The 18,431-nt window shown below is 56.8% G+C and carries 18 protein-coding genes; 14 read left to right on the forward strand and 4 right to left on the reverse strand.

The annotated features are described in order from the left end of the window. Positions 1 to 159 precede the first annotated feature (159 nt). The 14 genes from ACN0Q0_RS06675 (at position 160) to ACN0Q0_RS06740 (ending at position 14,890) form a co-directional block, all read left to right on the forward strand. Complete coding sequence (locus ACN0Q0_RS06675) at positions 160 to 1,110, forward strand: NAD(P)-dependent oxidoreductase (RefSeq protein WP_417242869.1); 951 nt, start codon at positions 160 to 162, stop codon at positions 1,108 to 1,110. Positions 1,111 to 1,140: 30 nt separating this feature from the next. Then, the gene (ade, locus tag ACN0Q0_RS06680) at positions 1,141 to 2,835 is read left to right on the forward strand and encodes an adenine deaminase (RefSeq protein ID WP_417242606.1); all 1,695 of its coding nucleotides are present in this window, start codon (positions 1,141 to 1,143) and stop codon (positions 2,833 to 2,835) included. Between the two features lie 208 nt (positions 2,836 to 3,043). Next, positions 3,044 to 3,478: a type II 3-dehydroquinate dehydratase gene (aroQ, locus tag ACN0Q0_RS06685; protein WP_417242607.1), complete on the forward strand. Its 435-nt coding sequence runs from the start codon at positions 3,044 to 3,046 to the stop codon at positions 3,476 to 3,478. 41 nt (positions 3,479 to 3,519) lie between these two features. Next, the gene (locus ACN0Q0_RS06690; protein ID WP_417242608.1) at positions 3,520 to 4,557 is read left to right on the forward strand and encodes a Gfo/Idh/MocA family protein; all 1,038 of its coding nucleotides are present in this window, start codon (positions 3,520 to 3,522) and stop codon (positions 4,555 to 4,557) included. Positions 4,558 to 4,630: 73 nt separating this feature from the next. Further along, entirely contained in the window at positions 4,631 to 5,302 is a 672-nt protein-coding gene (locus ACN0Q0_RS06695) for an NnrU family protein (RefSeq protein ID WP_417242609.1), read from the forward strand. 247 nt (positions 5,303 to 5,549) lie between these two features. After that, the gene (locus tag ACN0Q0_RS06700) at positions 5,550 to 6,200 is read left to right on the forward strand and encodes a WecB/TagA/CpsF family glycosyltransferase (RefSeq protein WP_417242610.1); all 651 of its coding nucleotides are present in this window, start codon (positions 5,550 to 5,552) and stop codon (positions 6,198 to 6,200) included. A 142-nt stretch (positions 6,201 to 6,342) separates the two neighbouring features. After that, the gene (locus ACN0Q0_RS06705) at positions 6,343 to 6,606 is read left to right on the forward strand and encodes a spike base protein, RCAP_Rcc01079 family (protein WP_417242611.1); all 264 of its coding nucleotides are present in this window, start codon (positions 6,343 to 6,345) and stop codon (positions 6,604 to 6,606) included. A 105-nt stretch (positions 6,607 to 6,711) separates the two neighbouring features. Further along, positions 6,712 to 7,518, forward strand: a complete 807-nt coding sequence (locus ACN0Q0_RS06710; protein WP_417242612.1) for a phage head spike fiber domain-containing protein — start codon at positions 6,712 to 6,714, stop codon at positions 7,516 to 7,518. A gap of 816 nt (positions 7,519 to 8,334) precedes the next feature. Further along, positions 8,335 to 8,958: a WecB/TagA/CpsF family glycosyltransferase gene (locus ACN0Q0_RS06715; RefSeq protein WP_417242613.1), complete on the forward strand. Its 624-nt coding sequence runs from the start codon at positions 8,335 to 8,337 to the stop codon at positions 8,956 to 8,958. Between the two features lie 41 nt (positions 8,959 to 8,999). Beyond that, positions 9,000 to 10,316: a UDP-N-acetylglucosamine 1-carboxyvinyltransferase gene (locus ACN0Q0_RS06720; protein ID WP_417242614.1), complete on the forward strand. Its 1,317-nt coding sequence runs from the start codon at positions 9,000 to 9,002 to the stop codon at positions 10,314 to 10,316. Then, on the forward strand, positions 10,316 to 11,335 hold the full coding sequence (gene murB, locus ACN0Q0_RS06725) for a UDP-N-acetylmuramate dehydrogenase (RefSeq protein WP_417242615.1): 1,020 nt from the start codon (positions 10,316 to 10,318) through the stop codon (positions 11,333 to 11,335). The genes ACN0Q0_RS06720 and murB overlap by 1 nt, the downstream gene beginning before the upstream one ends. Further along, positions 11,328 to 12,599: a lipopolysaccharide biosynthesis protein gene (locus ACN0Q0_RS06730; RefSeq protein WP_417242616.1), complete on the forward strand. Its 1,272-nt coding sequence runs from the start codon at positions 11,328 to 11,330 to the stop codon at positions 12,597 to 12,599. The genes murB and ACN0Q0_RS06730 overlap by 8 nt, the downstream gene beginning before the upstream one ends. After that, positions 12,596 to 13,588, forward strand: a complete 993-nt coding sequence (locus ACN0Q0_RS06735) for a glycosyltransferase family 2 protein (protein ID WP_417242617.1) — start codon at positions 12,596 to 12,598, stop codon at positions 13,586 to 13,588. Before ACN0Q0_RS06730 ends, ACN0Q0_RS06735 begins: the two co-directional genes overlap by 4 nt. A 54-nt stretch (positions 13,589 to 13,642) precedes the next feature. Beyond that, the gene (locus ACN0Q0_RS06740) at positions 13,643 to 14,890 is read left to right on the forward strand and encodes an O-antigen ligase family protein (protein ID WP_417242618.1); all 1,248 of its coding nucleotides are present in this window, start codon (positions 13,643 to 13,645) and stop codon (positions 14,888 to 14,890) included. A 42-nt stretch (positions 14,891 to 14,932) separates the two neighbouring features. On the opposite strand, the gene rfbA is transcribed toward ACN0Q0_RS06740, so the two are convergent. Genes rfbA through rfbC form a run of 4 tightly spaced genes read right to left on the reverse strand, consistent with a single transcriptional unit; the run spans position 14,933 to position 18,268 of the window. Then, positions 14,933 to 15,814, reverse strand: coding sequence for a glucose-1-phosphate thymidylyltransferase RfbA (gene rfbA / locus ACN0Q0_RS06745; RefSeq protein ID WP_417242619.1), 882 nt, complete (start codon positions 15,812 to 15,814; stop codon positions 14,933 to 14,935). Next, on the reverse strand, positions 15,811 to 16,662 hold the full coding sequence (rfbD, locus tag ACN0Q0_RS06750) for a dTDP-4-dehydrorhamnose reductase (protein ID WP_417242620.1): 852 nt from the start codon (positions 16,660 to 16,662) through the stop codon (positions 15,811 to 15,813). Before rfbD ends, rfbA begins: the two co-directional genes overlap by 4 nt. Further along, a complete protein-coding gene (rfbB, locus tag ACN0Q0_RS06755; protein WP_417242621.1) occupies positions 16,659 to 17,708 on the reverse strand; it encodes a dTDP-glucose 4,6-dehydratase in 1,050 nt (349 codons plus the stop codon). Before rfbB ends, rfbD begins: the two co-directional genes overlap by 4 nt. After that, positions 17,705 to 18,268 carry a dTDP-4-dehydrorhamnose 3,5-epimerase gene (gene rfbC / locus ACN0Q0_RS06760; protein ID WP_417242622.1) on the reverse strand — a complete coding sequence of 188 codons (564 nt, stop codon included), beginning with the start codon at positions 18,266 to 18,268 and terminating at the stop codon, positions 17,705 to 17,707. The genes rfbB and rfbC overlap by 4 nt, the downstream gene beginning before the upstream one ends. Between the last annotated feature and the right edge of the window lie 163 nt (positions 18,269 to 18,431).

Here is an 18,431-nt window from a genome sequence, read left to right on the forward strand (position 1 = left end):
ATGATAAAACTCTGTGCGTTTGTGTGCGGATTTCGCGAAAACGTTGACTTTTTGGTGACGGTGCTCTTGTAAAGATGGACCACACGGTCAACTTTAGGCCACAGCGCGACGCCCGTGATCGCGCCACTTTGACCAAGGCGCACAATGAACTTTTTCCCGATGTTTTTACGAATGGCCGACCGTGACGTGATCGTTGTGGGCGGTGGCGAAACAGCGGCGCAGAAAGTGCGCCTGCTGCGCAAATCCGGTGCGCGGATTACGGTTCACGCCCCCGAGTTGTGCCACGAATTGCGTCAGTTGGTTGCCTTGGGCGATGTGATCCACGCAGACGGGCCGCTTGGCGTGGTGACGTTCGAGGGGGCGGCCCTGGTTTTTCTCGCCACCGGATGTCCCGGGATTGATGCGAGCCTGCATCCGCTCGTGCGCACGGCCCGTGCCTTGGTCAATGTGGTGGATCAGCCGCATTTGTGCGAGGCCAATACGCCCTCCATCGTGGACCGCAGCCCGCTTGTGGTGGCGATCGGAACCGAAGGGGCCGCACCCATTTTGGGCCGTCAAATCAAAACGCGGATCGAGCAAATTCTGGAACCGGATTTGGGACGGCTCGTGCGTGTTGCGGGCGGATTGCGCCCCACGGTGGCGCGTTTGGTGCCAAAGGAACAGCGGCGCGCATTCTGGCGGTGGGTTTTTGCCGGACCGCCGCGCCACATGTTTGCCACGGGCCATGAGACCCAAGCCGCCGAAATGATTGGCAAGGCAATTGGCCAACACGGCTCGCCCGATGGGGATGACGAGGGGCTGTTGAGCGTGGTGCCGTACACATCGCGCATGGCCGATCTGATGACGCTGCGGGCGGTGCAACGGTTGCAAGAGGCGGATGTGGTGATCCATCGGCGTGGCGACACGGCGCTGTTGGAACTGGCGCGGCGCGATGCCGAACGGTTCGAGATGGCGGACGCCATGAATGCCGCCAAACGGGCCATGTTTGACGTGGGCGAGGGGGCGCGGGTGGTCTGGCTTTTGCCACATCAGGAATTGGCAGCGGCGGTGAACCTGTTATCGTGTGCGCACGAAGTTGTGCCGCATGTGGACATGCCAAGCAGCAGCTAAACCCGCACCGAACCTGAAAAGAGGCCCGAGATGAGCGATCTGGACACCCGAATTGCCCAAGCCCGCGGGGATATGCCCGCCGATATCGTTCTCAAGGGCGGGCGCATTTTCGATCTGATGACGGGGGCGTTGTTGCAGGGGGATGTGGCCATTTGCGGTGACCGCATCGCGGGCGTGTTTGACAGCTACACGGGCAAACGCGAGATCGACGTGTCGGGCAAGATCCTTGTGCCGGGGTTCATCGATACGCATTTGCATATCGAAAGCTCGCTTGTCACCCCGTTTGAATTTGACCGCTGCGTGACGCCGCGCGGGGTCACGACGGCAATTTGCGACCCCCATGAAATCGCCAATGTGATCGGCCTCGATGGTATCCGCTATTTCCAGTCGGCCTCCGAGCGCACCTTGATGGATATCCGTGTGCAGCTGTCGTCCTGTGTGCCGTCCACCCATATGGAGACCTCGGGGGCTACGCTTCTGGCCGATGATCTGGCACAGGTGACGGGCCATCCGTCGGCCATCGGTCTGGCCGAATTCATGAATTACCCCGGTGTGATCCACCGCGATCCGGAGGCGATGAAAAAACTGCGCCTGTTCGAGGACGCCCATATCGACGGGCATTGTCCGCAGCTGTCGGGCCGCGACCTGAACGCCTATATCGCCGCAGGCATCCGCACCGAACACGAGGCCACTACGGTCGAGGAGGCCCGCGAAAAACTGCGCAAGGGGATGCGGGTCCTGATCCGCGAGGGGTCGGTGTCCAAAGACCTGCACGCGTTGCATCCGTTATTGACCGATCTGACCTCGGCCTACATGTGCCTGTGTACCGATGACCGCAATCCGCTCGACATCGCCGAGGCGGGGCATCTGGACCATATGATCCGCGAATTGATCGCGTTTGGCTGTTCGCCGGTTGCCGTTTACCGCGCGGCCACACTGTCGGGGGCGGAGGCCTTTGGCCTCAAGGATCGCGGCATGATCGCGCCCTCGAAACGGGCCGATATTGTGGTGATCGACAGTTTGGAGGGCTGTCACGCGTCGATGGTCTTTGCGGGCGGGGTCGAGGTCACGGATGCGGCCTTTGCCGCGCGTGACATCCTTGCGCCCGTGGCCCGCAATTCGGTTCGGGCGCCGCGTGTCACAGCGCAGAGTTTTCGCACCGGCGGCAACCGCGAACAGACCGATGTGATCGGCATTATCGAGGGCAAGATCATCACCGCGCACCTGTCTGAGACGGTGCCGATTGTGGACGGTGACAAACGGCCTGATCCCGCGCGTGACCTGACGCGGATCACCGTGATCGAGCGCCATGGCAAAAACGGCAATATCGCAAGCGGCTTTGTCAAAGGGTTCGGGATGAAGGCGGGAGCGATTGCCTCGACCGTCTGTCACGACCATCACAACATTGCCTGTGTCGGTGTTGATTACGACGATATGGCCGTGGCTGCGACCCGTCTGGGCGAGATCGAGGGCGGCTTTGTCGTGGTGCATCAGGGCAAGGTGTTGGCCGAATTGGCCTTGCCCGTGGCAGGGTTGATGAGCCTTGAGCCGTTCGAGGCAGTCCATGCGCAACTGATTGAATTGCGGGCCGCCGCGCGGTCCTTGGGCGTCACACTCGAGGAGCCGTTTTTGCAACTGGCCTTTCTGGCCTTGCCGGTGATCCCCGCGCTTAAAATCACCGACCGCGGCATGGTCGATGTGCATAAGTTCGAGATCATCAGCTAAGGCGCCAACAACATGCCGGCAGCACGCCTGCGGTGATGCGTCGGGCGCTTTCCCGCGAATTCGCCATCCGTCACCAAAATCTGTGCGCACGGGCCTAGCGTCACGCAGCCTAATCGGGCATATCGAATAGGGGCGCATTACAGGGCGCACCGGCGTGGACGATTGCCAAAATCACATGGCACCCGCGTGATAGAAAAAGGACACCGAGATGACCAAAACTGTCTACATTATGAATGGCCCGAACCTGAATTTGCTCGGCAAGCGCCAACCGGATATTTACGGCCATGATACGCTTGAGGATGTCGAGCGCATGTGTGCCGCTGTCGCCGGAACGGGCGGGTTCGCGATCAAGATGATGCAATCCAATTACGAGGGCGGTTTGGTCGATTTCATCCATGAGGCGCGTGAACACGCGGCGGGGATTATCCTGAATGCGGGTGCTTACACGCATACGTCCGTGGCTGTTCTGGACGCGCTCAACACCTTTGAGGGGCCGGTGATCGAGCTGCACATCAGTCAGGTTCACAAACGTGAATCCTTTCGCCATCACTCCTATATTTCCATGCGTGCGGATGCCGTCATGGCGGGGTTTGGCGTGAACGGCTATGCGCTTGCCACGCAGCACATGGGATCGTTGATTTAACGCCGGACGCGTGACCGAACGGACAGCTGAGGGAGAGTGGCATGACCACACGGATTGCAATTGCGGGTGCGGGCCTGATCGGAAAACGCCACGCCACGGCGGTGAGGGCGGCGGCGGGGGTGTGCCTCGCGGCGATTGTGGACCCCACCGCGGCGGGCCGAGCCTTTGCCGGCGAGATGGATGTGCCGTGGTACGAAACACTTGAGGCGATGTTCGCGGCGAAATGCGCCGACGGGGTGATCCTTGCCGTGCCGAATGTGGCCCATGCGGCGACTGCACAGGCCTGTATCGCGGCGGGCCTTCCGGCGTTGGTCGAAAAGCCGTTCACCACCGATCTGGCCGAAGGCCGCGTGGTTCTGGCGGCGGCCGAAGCCGCAGGGGTCGCTTTGCTCACAGGCCATCACCGCCGGCACAACCCGTTGATTGCAAAGGCGATAGATGTGGTTAAATCCGGTAAGCTTGGCCAGTTGACCGCGGTGCAGGCCCAGACATGGTTTCTCAAACCCGAGCCCTATTTCGACGTGGCATGGCGGCGTGAAAAGGGCGCAGGCCCTGTGTATCTCAACCTGATCCACGATATCGATTTGCTCCATGCGCTGTGTGGTCCAATCGAGAGCGTGCATGCGATGGAGAGCAATTTCGTGCGCGGCTATGCGGTCGAGGAAACGGCTGTCATTTTGCTCAAATTTCGTTCTGGATTGCTCGGGACGGTGAATGTGTCGGACGCCGCCGCCGCGCCATGGTCATGGGAATTGACCGCCCGCGAGAATGACCAGTACGCGGCCACCTCGGAAAACTGTTACTGGATCGGCGGCACCGACGGGTCTTTGGCGCTGCCCAATCTTGCTGTTTGGGCACATGACGGTGCCAACGGGTGGTGGGATCCCATCTCCATGACCAAGCCGGTTTTCGAATTTGACGACCCGCTGATCCGGCAAGCCGCGCATTTCGGCGATGTGATCAGGGGCGAGGCCGCCCCGCTTGTCAGTGGCGCGGACGGGTTGGCCGCTCTTGCCGTGATCGAAGCGGTGAAACACTCGGCGGCTACGGGGCAAACCGTTGCCATAGACCACGCCTGAACCGAACTACGCCTGAACCGAACCATGCCAAAATCAGACCGGGACCACACCGGGACCACAAGGAGTGACCACGATGTCAGGATGGGGTGAATTTATCAGCGCCTTTGCGGTGTTTTTGCTAAGCCACGCGATCCCCGTGCGCCCCGCCGTCAAAGGGTGGGTTGTGGCACGGATCGGGGCGCGGGGGTTCACGATCGGCTATTCGGTCCTGTCCACGGCCATCCTTGTCTGGCTGATCGGGGCGGCGGGGCGTGCGCCCTTTGTGGTGGTGTGGGATGCGCCGGCGTGGGCGGCTGTGTTCACTTTGTTTGTGATGTTCGACGTTGTGATGGTGTTGGCGCTGACCATCGGGCGCCCCAATCCGTTTTCCTTTGGCGGGGCGCGCAACGAGACCTTTGACGCCGCGCATCCCGAACTGGTGCGCTTTACCCGCCATCCCTTGCTCGTCGGTCTCGCGGCCTGGGCCGCCGCGCATATGGTGCCAAATGGCGATCTGGCGCATGTGATCCTGTTCGGCACCTTTGCGGGGTTTGCCGTTTTGGGCATGGCGATTATCAACCGGCGCAAACGGCGTCAGATGGGCGCGGCCTACGCGCCGCTGTTGGCACAGACCCGCGCGGCGACATGGCGTCCCGCGCCGCACGCACGCCGCGCAATGATCCGCCGTCTGATCATCGGGGCTGTGATCTACGTCGTACTTATCGCGCTGCACGGTCCGGTGATCGGCGTTTACCCGTGGCCGTGATCTCTTGTGCGTTTCACCCGTTTCCACACCGGCTCCGGCGAACGCGATTGTGCGACATCCGCTAAAATTCCTTTTGTTACGTGGCGTTTTGAGCTAATCAGCCCGTATTTGAAGCAATTAAGAGTTCAGGTATTCAGTGACACATCGTGCCAAGCCTCCGTCATCGTGCCGAATTGGGGATTTCTCGATTCAATGTGCAACGCGTCAAGAGCTGCTCGAGCTTTGTCTCGACGATATCGAGCATGGCGTGACGCGTCCCAAGCTTGTGATGGATGTAAACGGCCACGGTCTTTCGTTGGCGCGACGGGACCGGCATTTCCGTGACGTTGTGGCACAAGCGGATATTATCCATGCCGATGGCGGTTTTCTTCTGCCGGTGTCCAGATATTTTTGTGAAAACACGATCCCCGAACGCTCTGCCACCACCGATATGATTCACGATTTCGCGGCCAGTTTCATGCACTCTGGCAAGAGCTTCTACCTTCTGGGGGCGACCGAAGAGGTGAACCAACAGTGCGCGGAGAAGCTTCTCGAGCTGTACCCCGGCCTCAATATCGTCGGGCGGCGCAATGGGTACTTTGACATGTCGGACGAGGACGAAATTATCGCCGACATCAATCGTGTCCAACCTGATGTGATATGGCTCGGCCTTGGAAAACCGAAAGAGCAGGAAGTGGCACTTCGGTGGCGTGACCGGCTTGACGCGACAGCGTGGATTGTCACCTGTGGCGGGTGTTTCAACTACATTACGGGGCATTATTCGCGTGCGCCAATGTGGATGCAGAAGACCCATCTGGAGTGGGTGTACCGTCTTGTCACCAATCCCCGTCAGCTGTTTGTGCGCTACCTCACCAGTAGCCCCCATGCCTTGTGGATCGCTCTGACCGATCGCGCATGAGTGCGCAACGCACGCTGCCTTCAGGTCCGGGAAACCCCACGGTACGCCCTGCTAGGGTGCGATAAAATTCTCTATGAGACAGTCCTCCTGATTTTAAAGCTGTTGTGCCTTCGGGTAGAGCGCATTCTCACAGGAGACAAACATGTCCGATCCCTTCCAAAACCGTTCCCTTCCGCTTTCAGGTCCGGCGCGTGATCTTATTGCGGTCACACCCTCCGACAGCATCGACCTGGTGGACGTGGCTGTTGCTCTTTATGTCGAGGGCGGTGGTACAGTTGCGTTCGTGAGTGCCGGCGGCGGGAGCCGAAGCGTAACACTTCCCGACAACGCTATCCTTCCCGTTGGCGTGCGCCGCGTGGATGCGACCGGCACGACCGCGACCGGCATTCATGCGTTGGTGTTGTAAGCCATGATTGGTGCAAGCTTTAGTCTCCCTGCTCTTGCTCTGCGGCAGCGGCCAAGCGGGCGCAGTTTGTCCTTCGCCGGTGGGGTGGTCCCCGCGCGGCTTGCTTTGACGCGTGCATCTGGAGCGACGCACTATGCCACGCCCGCCACACTTGCGACGGTTGGTGTGGATATCGCGCGCCTCGAGACGGGTGTCGCCGGCACATACCTGTTGGTCGAACCCGAGGCGGTCAATCTGGTGCCGTATGCGCGTCCGACCGCGGCAACGTGGAGTGCTCTGTCGCCAACCGTCGTGACCAACCGGAGTGCGCCCGCGTTGGGTTATTTCTCGGGCATTACTGTTGCGTCGGGAGGGGCGGACTGGCATCGCGCGCTCCAACTGTTGTCGATCACATCAGGGGTGAGCTACAGGGTGTCGGTCTTTGCGCAATCGGGTAGCTCGGGTCGAATGCGTCTTGTGTTTCGCGATACGATGAGCGGGGCCGAAACACGCATTATCGGCGCGTTTGGCGCGCTTGCGACCTCCACGTCTGCGGCGGGCAGCGTGGCGAACATTTCCGAAACCGTTCTGGCCGATGGTCAAACGCGATTGATCGAGGCGACATTCGTGCCGAACTTCAGCGGATCGGTGCAACTGGGTGTCGGGCCGGATAGCGCCGTTTCGGGCAGGAATGTGCATGTGCTCGGTGTGCAGATCGAGGCGGGCAGTACAGCGACAAGCTTTGTCGATACGGGCGCGAGCGCCCAGACGCGTGCGGCGGACGTGCCAACGGTCAACGGCATCAGCGGGACATATGATGTGACCGCGACGTTCGACAGTGGCGCACAGACCGTCTATTCCGCACAATCTGTTGTGGACGGATATTGGCCCGCCGGCCTGTCTGGTAAGATTACAAAGCTGGAATTCGAGTAGGCCACCCTGTAAATACGCCTAAATATGCCGCACAACCGAACCGCAAACGTGATAGAGATGGAGCCGCCTTGAACGGCTCCGTCTCTTTCGCTATGGAGGAATGCAGGGATTTTGGAGACTTCCGGCAAATTATCCGCCTTGGGTGGAGAAACTTGCATGGCATCAAGGTCTCGGATGAGGGGGGCTTGAACTCTTGAACGCAACGGCCTCGACCGACTGCCCGGAGGCGTACAAATGCACAAGTTGCATACAAAATGCTATTAAAACAGGTGTCAGTAAGCGTCAGGCTTCGCACTGAACTCCCCCCTGAAAATAGAGTACTAACGTAAGCCGTGACTTGTAACCTGCTGATCTTCACGACGAAGGAGATCCGGTGTGTTCAAACGGAAGCAATGTTCCCCCAGAGTTTAAGACCAGTGTCGTGTTAGAGGCGCTGAAGCGCGAGGAAACGGTCCGTACGTTGGCGGGCCGATTTGGGATGGGCGCGAAGGGGGAGATGTCCGGAAGACCGGATCAGGGGGCCAGGCAGGGATCAGAAATGGATCGGGGTCTACATCACTCGTCTACCGCATTCCGCGCTTTGTGGCCAACCTTCCGCTGTGATTTACGGGTGGCCACGAAGCAGCCAGCCCCGATCAACGGGTGTACAGATTTGCCTGATTTATGACAGATCCTGCCCATCTATTGGGTGTAGCTCAGTTTGACGTGGCTCTATCGGTTGAAAGGCGTTATGAAAACGAAAGACGTTATGCGAAAATGTATTTGATCAAGAACGATACTAAAGGACAGTTGGGAATGGGCTTTGGACAAGCATAATTGTTTGGAAATGAACACGCAGCCGTTCTTCTCGCGGAAAGCGGTTCCATCGCCGCGCGGTCGCGAAAGCTTAAGGCGCCACAAATCTTCGCGCGGTTTGCAACCACAGGCATGGCACATGATTTTCCGCAGGACTTTGATGTTGAAGGATATTCCTTTTACTTACTGGGGGCCAGTGACGAGGTGACGGAACGATGTGCTGCGGAACTGTCGTGTCTCTATCCCAAACTCGACATTGCGGGATGCCGTAACGGATACTCCAAACCGCCAGAGGAGGCCAAAATTATTTCTGACATCAATAAATTCAGGGCAAATTTTGTCCGGGGTGCCTTGGGGAAGCCTTTTAAACAAGACTTTGCGATGCGATGGAGCGATCGGCTAGGCGCCACATGGGGGATCACTTGCGGTGTCTGTTTTGATTACATTACGGGGCATTCTAAACGTGCCACGACATGGATGCAGGATGTAGACATCGAGCGGCTTCAGCGATTGTTGGCCAACCCCGAACAATTGTTCAGGCGGTATTTTGTTACCAGTCGGCACGTGCTCTGGATTGCGTCACGTACGCGAAAATACGGAAATCTAGATGCGATTTTCTATCAGGGTGTTGATTTTTCACATTAAATTCAAGTTTGACCACTTAGACGGAATTAGGAGAGAAGACAATGTATGCTGTTATTGATGGTGGCGTTGTGCCGCGCGGAAAAGTTCGTGTAAGCGGGGCTAAAAATTCTGCGACAAGGCTTTTGGCGGCCTCTCTTTTGAGTGATGAGGCTGTCGTTCTACGCAATTTCCCGACCCGACTTGTTGATGTAGGGCACAAAATCGGGTTTTGTGAAAAGCTAGGGGCGCAGATCAGCATCAATCATGCTACTGAAACCGCGCAAATTGATGCGACGTCGCTCAAGACCCGGCTCCTCACGCGCGACGATTATGATGTTCCTATCAGAACAACGTACCTTCTGACTGCTGCGCAGATCCTTCGATCCGGAATGGCCCGAATTCCCTATCCTGGCGGGTGCCCGATCGGTGGTGGCTCCGGAGGGGGGCGCGGCTATGATCAACACATTCTCGTCTGGGAGGCGCTCGGCGCAACTGTTGTCGAGAAAGACGATCATATCGAGATTAGTGCGCAACAAGGGTTTGTAGGCGGTGACGTCCATTTTACGAAGTCCACAGTGGGCGGCACAGAAAATGCGCTGATGTCTGCGGCAATCGCCAAAGGGCAAACGCGTATTTATAATGCCTACATAACGCCCGAGATCGAAGACCTTATCAAATTCTTGCGTCGTATGGGTGCTGAAATCGAGGTCTCCGGGGCTAGCCATATCGTCGTTGATGGGCGCGGGGGCGCATTGGGGGGGACCCACATGTCCGTGATGAGCGACCGGATCGAGGCTTTGACCTGGTTGGTGTACGCCGCTATTTCGGGCGGCGAACTTACGATCGAGAACGTACCTTTCAGCAGTATGGAGGTGCCTCTTTTGCATATGCGTCACGCGGGGATTGATTTCTTTCAAAACCAGAACTCGATTCACGTCACCCCTGATTGTCTCACGTCCGGCTCCGTTCAACCTTTTGAACTGGCATGTGGTGCGCACCCTGGTGTCATCTCGGATATGCAGTCCTTTTTTGTGATGCTCGCACTCAAAGCCGAGGGGACGTCACGGATTTTCGACTATCGCTACCCTGATCGTATCGCATTCGTGCACGAATTGGCCAAACTCGTCTCCGGCGACCATTTGGACGCGGAAACCGGTAAAATTGTCGTGCGTGGTCCGGCACAATTCAAACCGGGTGTTGCGGATTCAACGGATCTACGCGGCTCTATGGCGGCGGTGATGGCCGCACTTTGTGCTGATGGGCGCTCTGTGATTGAGAATGTTCATATGGCTTTACGCGGATACAATGGCCTTGCTGACAAGCTTGCCTCTATCGGGGGACGCATCGAGATTCACGAAGGCAGAAAGGCCGCGCAGTAGTGTCACCTTTCTCCCCGCTCTTTATGAACGAGATCCGGTCTCTTGGCCTCAAGGATGTCGGCTTTGACGTACCTCTTGCGCCGATATCGCGGTGGAAAATTGGCGGAGATGCAGACATCGTTGTCTGCCCTCACTCCACCACAGAGGTGGCGCAGGTTGTGCAGCTATGCAAAGCGCACGATGTTGCGTTGTTCGTCATGGGCGACGGATCTAATATGCTGATTGACAGCAAGGGCTTTCGCGGCGTCGTCATGAAAATCGGGGCGCCGATGTCGAAGATAGAGATCAGCGGCACGAGAGTTACATGCGGGGCGGGTATCTGGGTCCCATATATGGCCAAGTGTCTGGCGAACGCAGGGTTGACCGGCCTCGAACATGTCGTAGGCATCCCGGGCACGCTTGGTGGTCTTGTTTTGATGAATGGCGGAAGTCAGCGTAAAGGTGTTGGTAGCCATGTTCGTCGGGTGACCTGTGTGCTGCCTGACAGCAGCATCCGTGACTACACGCAAGAAGAACTCGGTTACTCCTACAGACATTCGGCTCTTCAAGGTGCTGGTGTTGTCATAACCGAGGTAGAGCTTGTGCTTGCCAATGGCGATGTTTCGCAAATCCGCAGGGACCAAATTGACATCATGGCCTCGCGCCGTAAGAAATTTCCCAAGAACTTACCCAACTGCGGATCAACTTTTTTATCAAACCCGGCGATGTATGAGACCGTTGGTCCCCCTGGTAAAGCGATTGAAGACGCGGGCCTTAAGGGGGTCGCATTGGGGGGGGCTCAAATCTCGCCACTACATGCAAATTTCATCGTGAATCGAGGCAATGCGACGTCAGATGACGTGTTGGCCCTGATTGCCTATACCCGTCAAACTGTGTTCGAGCGAACAGGTTATAAAATGGACTGCGAAGCCCGTTTTTTGACGGAAACAGGCGAAGAGCGTCCTGCACATGAATTTACGGATGCGGATCGTTTTGATGCCTCCCTGTTGGATGCCCTGATTAGCCGTGTAAATGACTAGTTTTATTATAAAAATAGCAACGGTCTTTACCGGGCGTATGGCAGCGCGTGGTGCACAATTCTTTACTTTCCTCGCGTTGGCGCACGAATTGTCACCATCACAATTTGGTGCCTATGGACTGCTGATCACATCGGTTCTTCTGGCCTCTTTGTTGGGCAGCATTGGATTACGACAAGCCAGTGCCCAGTGGATCGGGGTCAACAAAATCACCCACGCCCACGCGCTTGGGACATTGTTGGCTTTATTGCCCGTTTTGGGTGTCATATCCGCTTTCGCCGTTTGGTGTGTCGTCGGGTCTCAAATCTCGGCGCATGGCGTGACACCGGGCGGACTGATTGTGTTCGTGGCCGTGGCGGGGTCGATGGCAACCATGATGTTCCAAGGCATCCTATTGGGGCTTGGCCGTACTACGGCCTTTTCGTTAAGCGACAGCCTGTATCCGTTTTCGCTCCTTGGCCTCGTGCTACTCTTGCGGGTGCTCACCCCGCACATCGAATTGCTTCCCGTGGTTGCAAGTGTCGCGATTGCCCAGACCATTGCTGGCCTCCTTACGTTCGTTCTTGCATGGCGCGGCAGTGACAAAATAGCGCTTCAGTCATCGCGTCAGGTGATCCACTTGGTAAAACACGGCTTGGCCTATTCGGTGAACCTGTTTCTGATTACCCTGTCTGCGCGCATCTCGCTCTACTTCATCCAAACCATGATATCCCAAGATGCCGTCGGTCAGTTTTTTGCCGGACAGCGGATTGGCGACTTGCTTATTGAAGCGGCAACCGCCGTTGGGCTTGTGCTGTTTTCGGATGGCGTGCGCTCGAAGGATCCGCAAGCAACCCTGCGCCGCAATGCACGAATTGCGGGTACAGTGCTTTGGATTTTCTCTCTCGCGGGTCTGCTGTTTAGCATTTTTGCGCCCCAAATCACCGCCCTGTTGCTATCAGACGAGTACGGTGCCGCCGGACATGTTCTGACCATTACCGCTTGGATGATCGCACCTGCGTCCGCAACCAAAATGATCTATCCCGCGATTGCCGCAATGGGAAAACCCATACTCGGGAGCCCTGCGATCCTGGCCGCCATAGTGACAAATATTCTATTCTGTTGGGCGCTTATACCAAGCTACGGCCTCAGCGGCGCCGCTTTCGCACTGGTGTCATCACAATATGTCTTGCTTATTGGCTACGCTATTATTCTGCGACGAAGCTTCAACATCGCGTTCAAAGATAGCCTCTTGCCAAGCCTCCCAGTCAAAAGGAAATCGAAATGACGAAGGTCACCGTGATTAGCCCATATCATAACCGCAAATCATCCGTTCGAATGACCCTGACTTCAATATCCTCCCAGACCTTTGAAGATTTCGAGGCTTTGATTTGGGATGATGGTTCAACGGACGGCACCTTTGAGGAGTTGCAAAAGGTTCAAGCGGAGCTGGGAGACCCTCGTATCACGGTCTACCAACACATGCCGAACATTGGCCTAACCAATGGGTTGAACGATGCTATCCAGCGGGCAAAAGGTGACTATATTGCCGTTGTGGGATCAGGCGATACTTGCGCTCCTGATCGTTTGGAGAAACAGGTTGCGGCGCTAGAAGCGGATCAAGAAGCGCGATTTTGTGCCTGTCGCTCTGTGACTATTGATGAGGTTTCAGGGCGTCAGTTTTCAGACGAGCATTTTCAAAACGTTCGCATTGAAAAGGAAAACGTCGCGGAGGTTTGCCCGTTCACCCACGGATCTGTCATGTATCGGAAAAAAGCGATTTTAGCTGTTGGCGGGTATGATCCAATATTTAAATGGTGTGCCGATTGGGACCTGTTCTTTCGCTTACTCAACACAGGTCATGCCTGTTATATTCCTGAAGACCTTTATTTTCGATATGCCCGCATGGATGGGGTAAGTTTCGCCCCCCAAAAATCGGTGGAGCAAATCAAGAGTAAGCATCTGGTGCTGTGCTTGGCTGGCTTGTCGAATGATGACCGTGAGGCGTTAAAAACCCGCGTCGCCAACCAAGGCTTAAAAGAAGCGTTAAGCGGATGTTGGGTAGACATAGCCAGAGACCTGCGCGCACGGCAGATAAAACTGATCTTTATGGGACGTAAAGAGGCTGGCGAAGAGCTTGGCAAACTCATTGATGCAGAATTTGGTACATCTCTCAAATGGAATGCCGCAGCTGTTTTTGCCAAAATCATAGAAGCAAGCCCGATCAATCAAGACAAAGCGATCGCCTTTGCCAGAAAGATAAAATCCCTTTTCTGACAAGAATTAACCGTGATAGTCAGTTTGAATAAAATTCGGAGCGAGCACAGCTATATGGGCTACAAATTTTCCATTCGACCATTCAAAAGCTTTGTTGCTCTCTATCTAGCGTTTTCGATGGGCCTCAATGCTGTTGTCTTGAATAGCAACGATCGCCTATCAACCTCTGCGATCTTTATTGCATCATGGCTACTAATGCATGCCATTACCGGCGGAGTTTTTCTCTCATCTTTCCGCATGAAGCTTTCAACGTTTCTCGTACTCCTGACGTTTATCTTTTACGTACTATTAACCACTGTTGCGGGACCGAATTTCAAAAGTAGTTTACCCTACGCGATCATGTTGTCGGGAAACATGCTCTTCGCGTATATATGTGTGAAACGCCTCACGCTCGCAGAGTTCATGGATGTTTTGCGTCGCACCATCGTTGTTTTGGTGGTCGCCAGTTTGATTGCGTTCGTTCTCAACGTTGACAAAGTGAATTACATCGACGCTCACCAACGCCTAAACGTTTTGGGTCTGGATCCGATAAGAGGGTTCTTTGCCCACAAAGTTATGGCTTCTCTTTTTTGTGGCATCGGCATGCTATTGGTTTTGGACACGAAAGGAATTCCTTTCAAAAAAACAATTTTAGTATTGATGCTACTTTTCATCCTTCTGACAGGATCAACGACAGGATTGATCTTGTCAGCCGTTCTATTTGCTATCCGCTTTGTTGTGAACCTAGCCTTGGGTCTCAAGATTTCATCTAAACTATTTTTGGGTATGTTAGCATTTGCCGCGCTAACGACGGTGAGTGCTGCAATACGTTTGGGGCCAACTGTTCTCGAATGGCTGAACCGTGACCCGACGCTAACAGGTCGAACCTTGTTGTGGAGGTGGGGCATAGACGTGGCTGCGCAAAAACCTATTTTTGGATGGGGGTTTGGCAACTATTTCACAACCAATAGTGCGTTTGAGGTTGGCCAGACTTATATGGTTTTCCGGAATTACGATGTGCCACATTTCCATCAGTCATTCATACAAACCATGGTCGACTTCGGGGGGCTTGGGGTATTGGGATTGTGTTGGATGCTAGTGCGAGCAATCGATACGCATTATACGGAATGTCTGAAGTTTAACGATTATCCCGATAGACAAGTTGTACAAATTTTGTTGCTCTGCGTTTTTGCATCCACGACCATGTTCCTGTTTTTTAACTATAATCACCTCGTGACCATACTGCTTATGGTGTTTTTTCTTTATACGTTTGACGGACGAAAACGTATGAAAACAAATCCGTCAGTACAAGAAAATGGGTAACCTCCTGCTGAGGAGAGATCGTCTGAAAGCATCCCCCTAATTTTATGGCGATTGCCGGGGCAGGCTTTTCAGGTAGGTTCCATAGTCGGTTTTTCCGAGCTGATCGGCATGTTCCAACAGTCTTGTCTCGTCGATCCAGCCTTTGTTATACGCGATTTCTTCGGGGCAGCCTGTTTGCATCCCTTGGCGTTCCGACAGGGTGCGCACGAAGTTTCCCGCATCGAGCAGCGAGCCATGGGTGCCTGTGTCGAGCCAGGCGTAGCCGCGGCCCATGCGTTCCACGGTCAGCGTGCCGTCGTGCAGATAGGTCTCCAGAAGCGACACGATTTCGACTTCGCCGCGTGCCGAGGGGGCGATCTGTCTGGCGCGGCGTGGCGCGTCGCCATCGAGAAAATACAGGCCGGTGACGGCGTAGTTCGACGGCGGGACCGCAGGCTTTTCGATGATCTCTTTCACCGTACCCTGTGCATCGAAACGCACCACGCCATACCGTCCGGGGTCGGCGACATGATAGCCGAACACCGTGCCGCCGATGTCGCGTGCGTCGGCGGCCGCGAGCATTTCAGGCAGGCCATGACCAAAGAAGATATTGTCGCCCAACACCATGGCAGACGGTGCGCCATCAAGAAAATCCTCAGCCAATACATAGGCTTGTGCGAGGCCGTCGGGGGAGGGCTGTTCGATATAGGTGAACGATAGCCCCCATTGCCGACCGTCGCCCAAGAGCCGTTTGAATTGGTCCTGATCCTGTGGGGTGGTGATGACCGCAATCTCGCGGATGCCCGCCAACATGAGCACCGAGATCGGATAATAGATCATCGGTTTGTCATAGATCGGCATGAGTTGTTTGGAAACGGCCATGGTGAGCGGGTAGAGCCGCGTACCGGAACCGCCTGCGAGAATAATGCCTTTGCGCTGTGTCATGCGGAGCCTTTCAGGGTCGCTATTGTATCGAAGAGTGCGGCACGCCAATCGGGGCGCTCTATGCCGAATGCCGCCTGTGTCGAGGTGCAATCAAGGCGGCTATTGCGCGGGCGTGCTGCGGGCGTGGGATAGTCGGCTGTGGCGATATCCGTAACCGTGCAGCTCAGGCCGGCGCTCTCGAAAATGGTGCGGGCGAACTGCGCCCATGTCGTGTCGGGCGCCCCCGAGAAATGGTAGGTGCCGCTCTTTTCAGGGGCCGCTTTAAGCTGTCGGACAATTGTCTGGCATGCGTCGGCTATGTGTCGGGCCGATGTGGGGCCGCCGTATTGATCGGCGACGATGCCAAGCGTGTCGCGCTGTGCCCCGAGCCGGAGCATGGTTTTGACGAAATTTGCGCCCTGCGCCGAAAAGACCCACGATGTGCGCAAGATCACATGCGGCCCGCCGGCGGCACGCACGGCCTCTTCGCCCGCCAGTTTGCTCCGCCCGTAGGCGTTCAGCGGTCCGGTCGCCATGGCGGGGGCAAAGGGCGCATCGCCGTGACCGTCGAACACGTAGTCGGTCGAGATATGCACAAACGGGAGATCCAAACCGGCACAGGCCCGCGCCATGGCCGCAGGGGCCGCCCCATTGACCACGGTCGCCGTGGCCTCGTCCTCTTCGGCAGCATCCACCGCCGTATAGGCGGCGGCGTTGATCACTGCGTCGGGGGCAAGGCGCACGATCAGATCGGCACAGGCGGCAGGGGTGGACAGGTCGGCGTCATCGCGCCCCGCAAAATAGGCCTCCGGCAAGACGGTGCGCAATGCGGTGGCCACCTGACCGGTCTTGCCAAAGACGAGGATCATGTGTTCACCCCCAGACGTTCCCCGACCCCGCTTCGTGACTGGAGGGCGCGCCACCAGTCCGTGTTGGCGAGATACCATGCCACGGTGCGCGCGAGACCTTCGTCGAGGGTCACGGACGGGCGCCACCCCAATTCGTCGCGAATACGGCGCGCATCGATGGCGTAGCGGGCGTCATGGCCGGGGCGATCCGCAACAAAGGTGATCTGGTCGGCGTAGGCGCCGGTGGCCTTGGGGCGGGTTTGGTCGAGGATGGTGCAGATGCTTTTGACGAGGTCGAGGTTCGAGCGCTCGTTCCCGCCGCCGATGTTGTAGCTGCGCCCGACCGCGCCTTTTTCGACCACGAGCAAAAGCGCGTCGGCGTGGTCCTCGACATAGAGCCAGTCGCGGATGTTTGACCCGTCGCCGTAGATCGGTAGCGGTTTGCCCGCAAGCGCGTTCAGGATCACCACGGGGACGAGTTTTTCGGGAAAATGGTAGGGGCCGTAGTTGTTGGAGCAATTGGTCAGAACCACGGGCAGGCCGTAGGTCTCGTGCCATGCGCGCACGAGGTGGTCGGAGGCCGCTTTGGACGCGGAGTAGGGCGAGCGCGGATCGTAGGGTGTGCTTTCGGTGAACTGCACGCAAGGATCCGCAGGAAGCGAGCCGAACACCTCGTCCGTCGAGATGTGGTGGAAGCGAAACGCGTCAGGTTTCCCCGCGCCAAGCCAATAGCTGCGCGCCGCCTCCAACATGTTGAACGTGCCGGTGATGTTGGTTTCGATAAAATCCGCCGGCCCGTCGATCGAGCGGTCCACGTGGCTTTCGGCGGCCAGATGCATCACCGCGTCGGGGGCGTGTCTGGCAAAACAGGCGTCGAGGGCGGCACGGTTGCGGATGTCGATCTGTTCGAAGGTATACTGCGCACTGTCCGCGACACCGGCCACATTGTCGAGGCATGCGGCATAGGTCAGCGCGTCGAGATTGACGACATCATGGCCGCGCGCAATGGCCAAACGCACAACGGCGGAGCCGATAAATCCCGCGCCGCCTGTGATCATCAGTTTCATTCTGGAGCCTCGTAGGTAAAGGGGCTGTCGAACGCGTTAAAGCGTTGTGCTGTTGCGTCTTTGTCGGACAGGCAAGGCGTGACGTTGCCGAGCGGCCACGCGATGCCGCATGTGTCCCACCGCACCGCGCCATCACAGTCGGGTGCGTAGTGGTCGGTGCATTTGTAGATGATTTCGCTATCGGGTTCGAGTGTCATAAAGCCGTGCAGGAACCCCGCGGGGATCCAGAGCTGTTTGCCGTTCTCGAACGACAGGGTCTCGCCGACCCATTTGCCATAGTCCGGCGAGCCTTTGCGCACATCGACCGCAACGTCGAAAATCGCGCCGCGACCGCACCGCACCAGTTTGCCCTGTGCGTGGGGGGGGCTTTGGAAATGCAGGCCACGCACGGTGCCGGCCTCATGTGAGAGGGAATGATTGTCCTGCACAAAGGCGGGCAAATGCACGCCCTGTGCCTCTAACGTGGCGGCGTTCCAACTCTCGCAAAAGAATCCGCGATGGTCGCCGAACCGGCGGGGCGTCAGCATTAGAACGTCTTTTATCGCAGTTGTAGAAATCAATTCCGGACCTCACTCTCGCCTTGTGTGCACCGTATTAACCAATTTGGAGCACGGCGGCGATTCATATGCGCCCAAGCGAACAAAAATGTGGCATAGGCCCACTTTCCGGCGGGGTCTACATGTGCGAGCCAAAATTCGGGACCCTCTCTGCCGCTCGCCAAGA

This window comes from Celeribacter sp. (assembly GCF_048259695.1).
Taxonomy (GTDB): domain Bacteria; phylum Pseudomonadota; class Alphaproteobacteria; order Rhodobacterales; family Rhodobacteraceae; genus Celeribacter.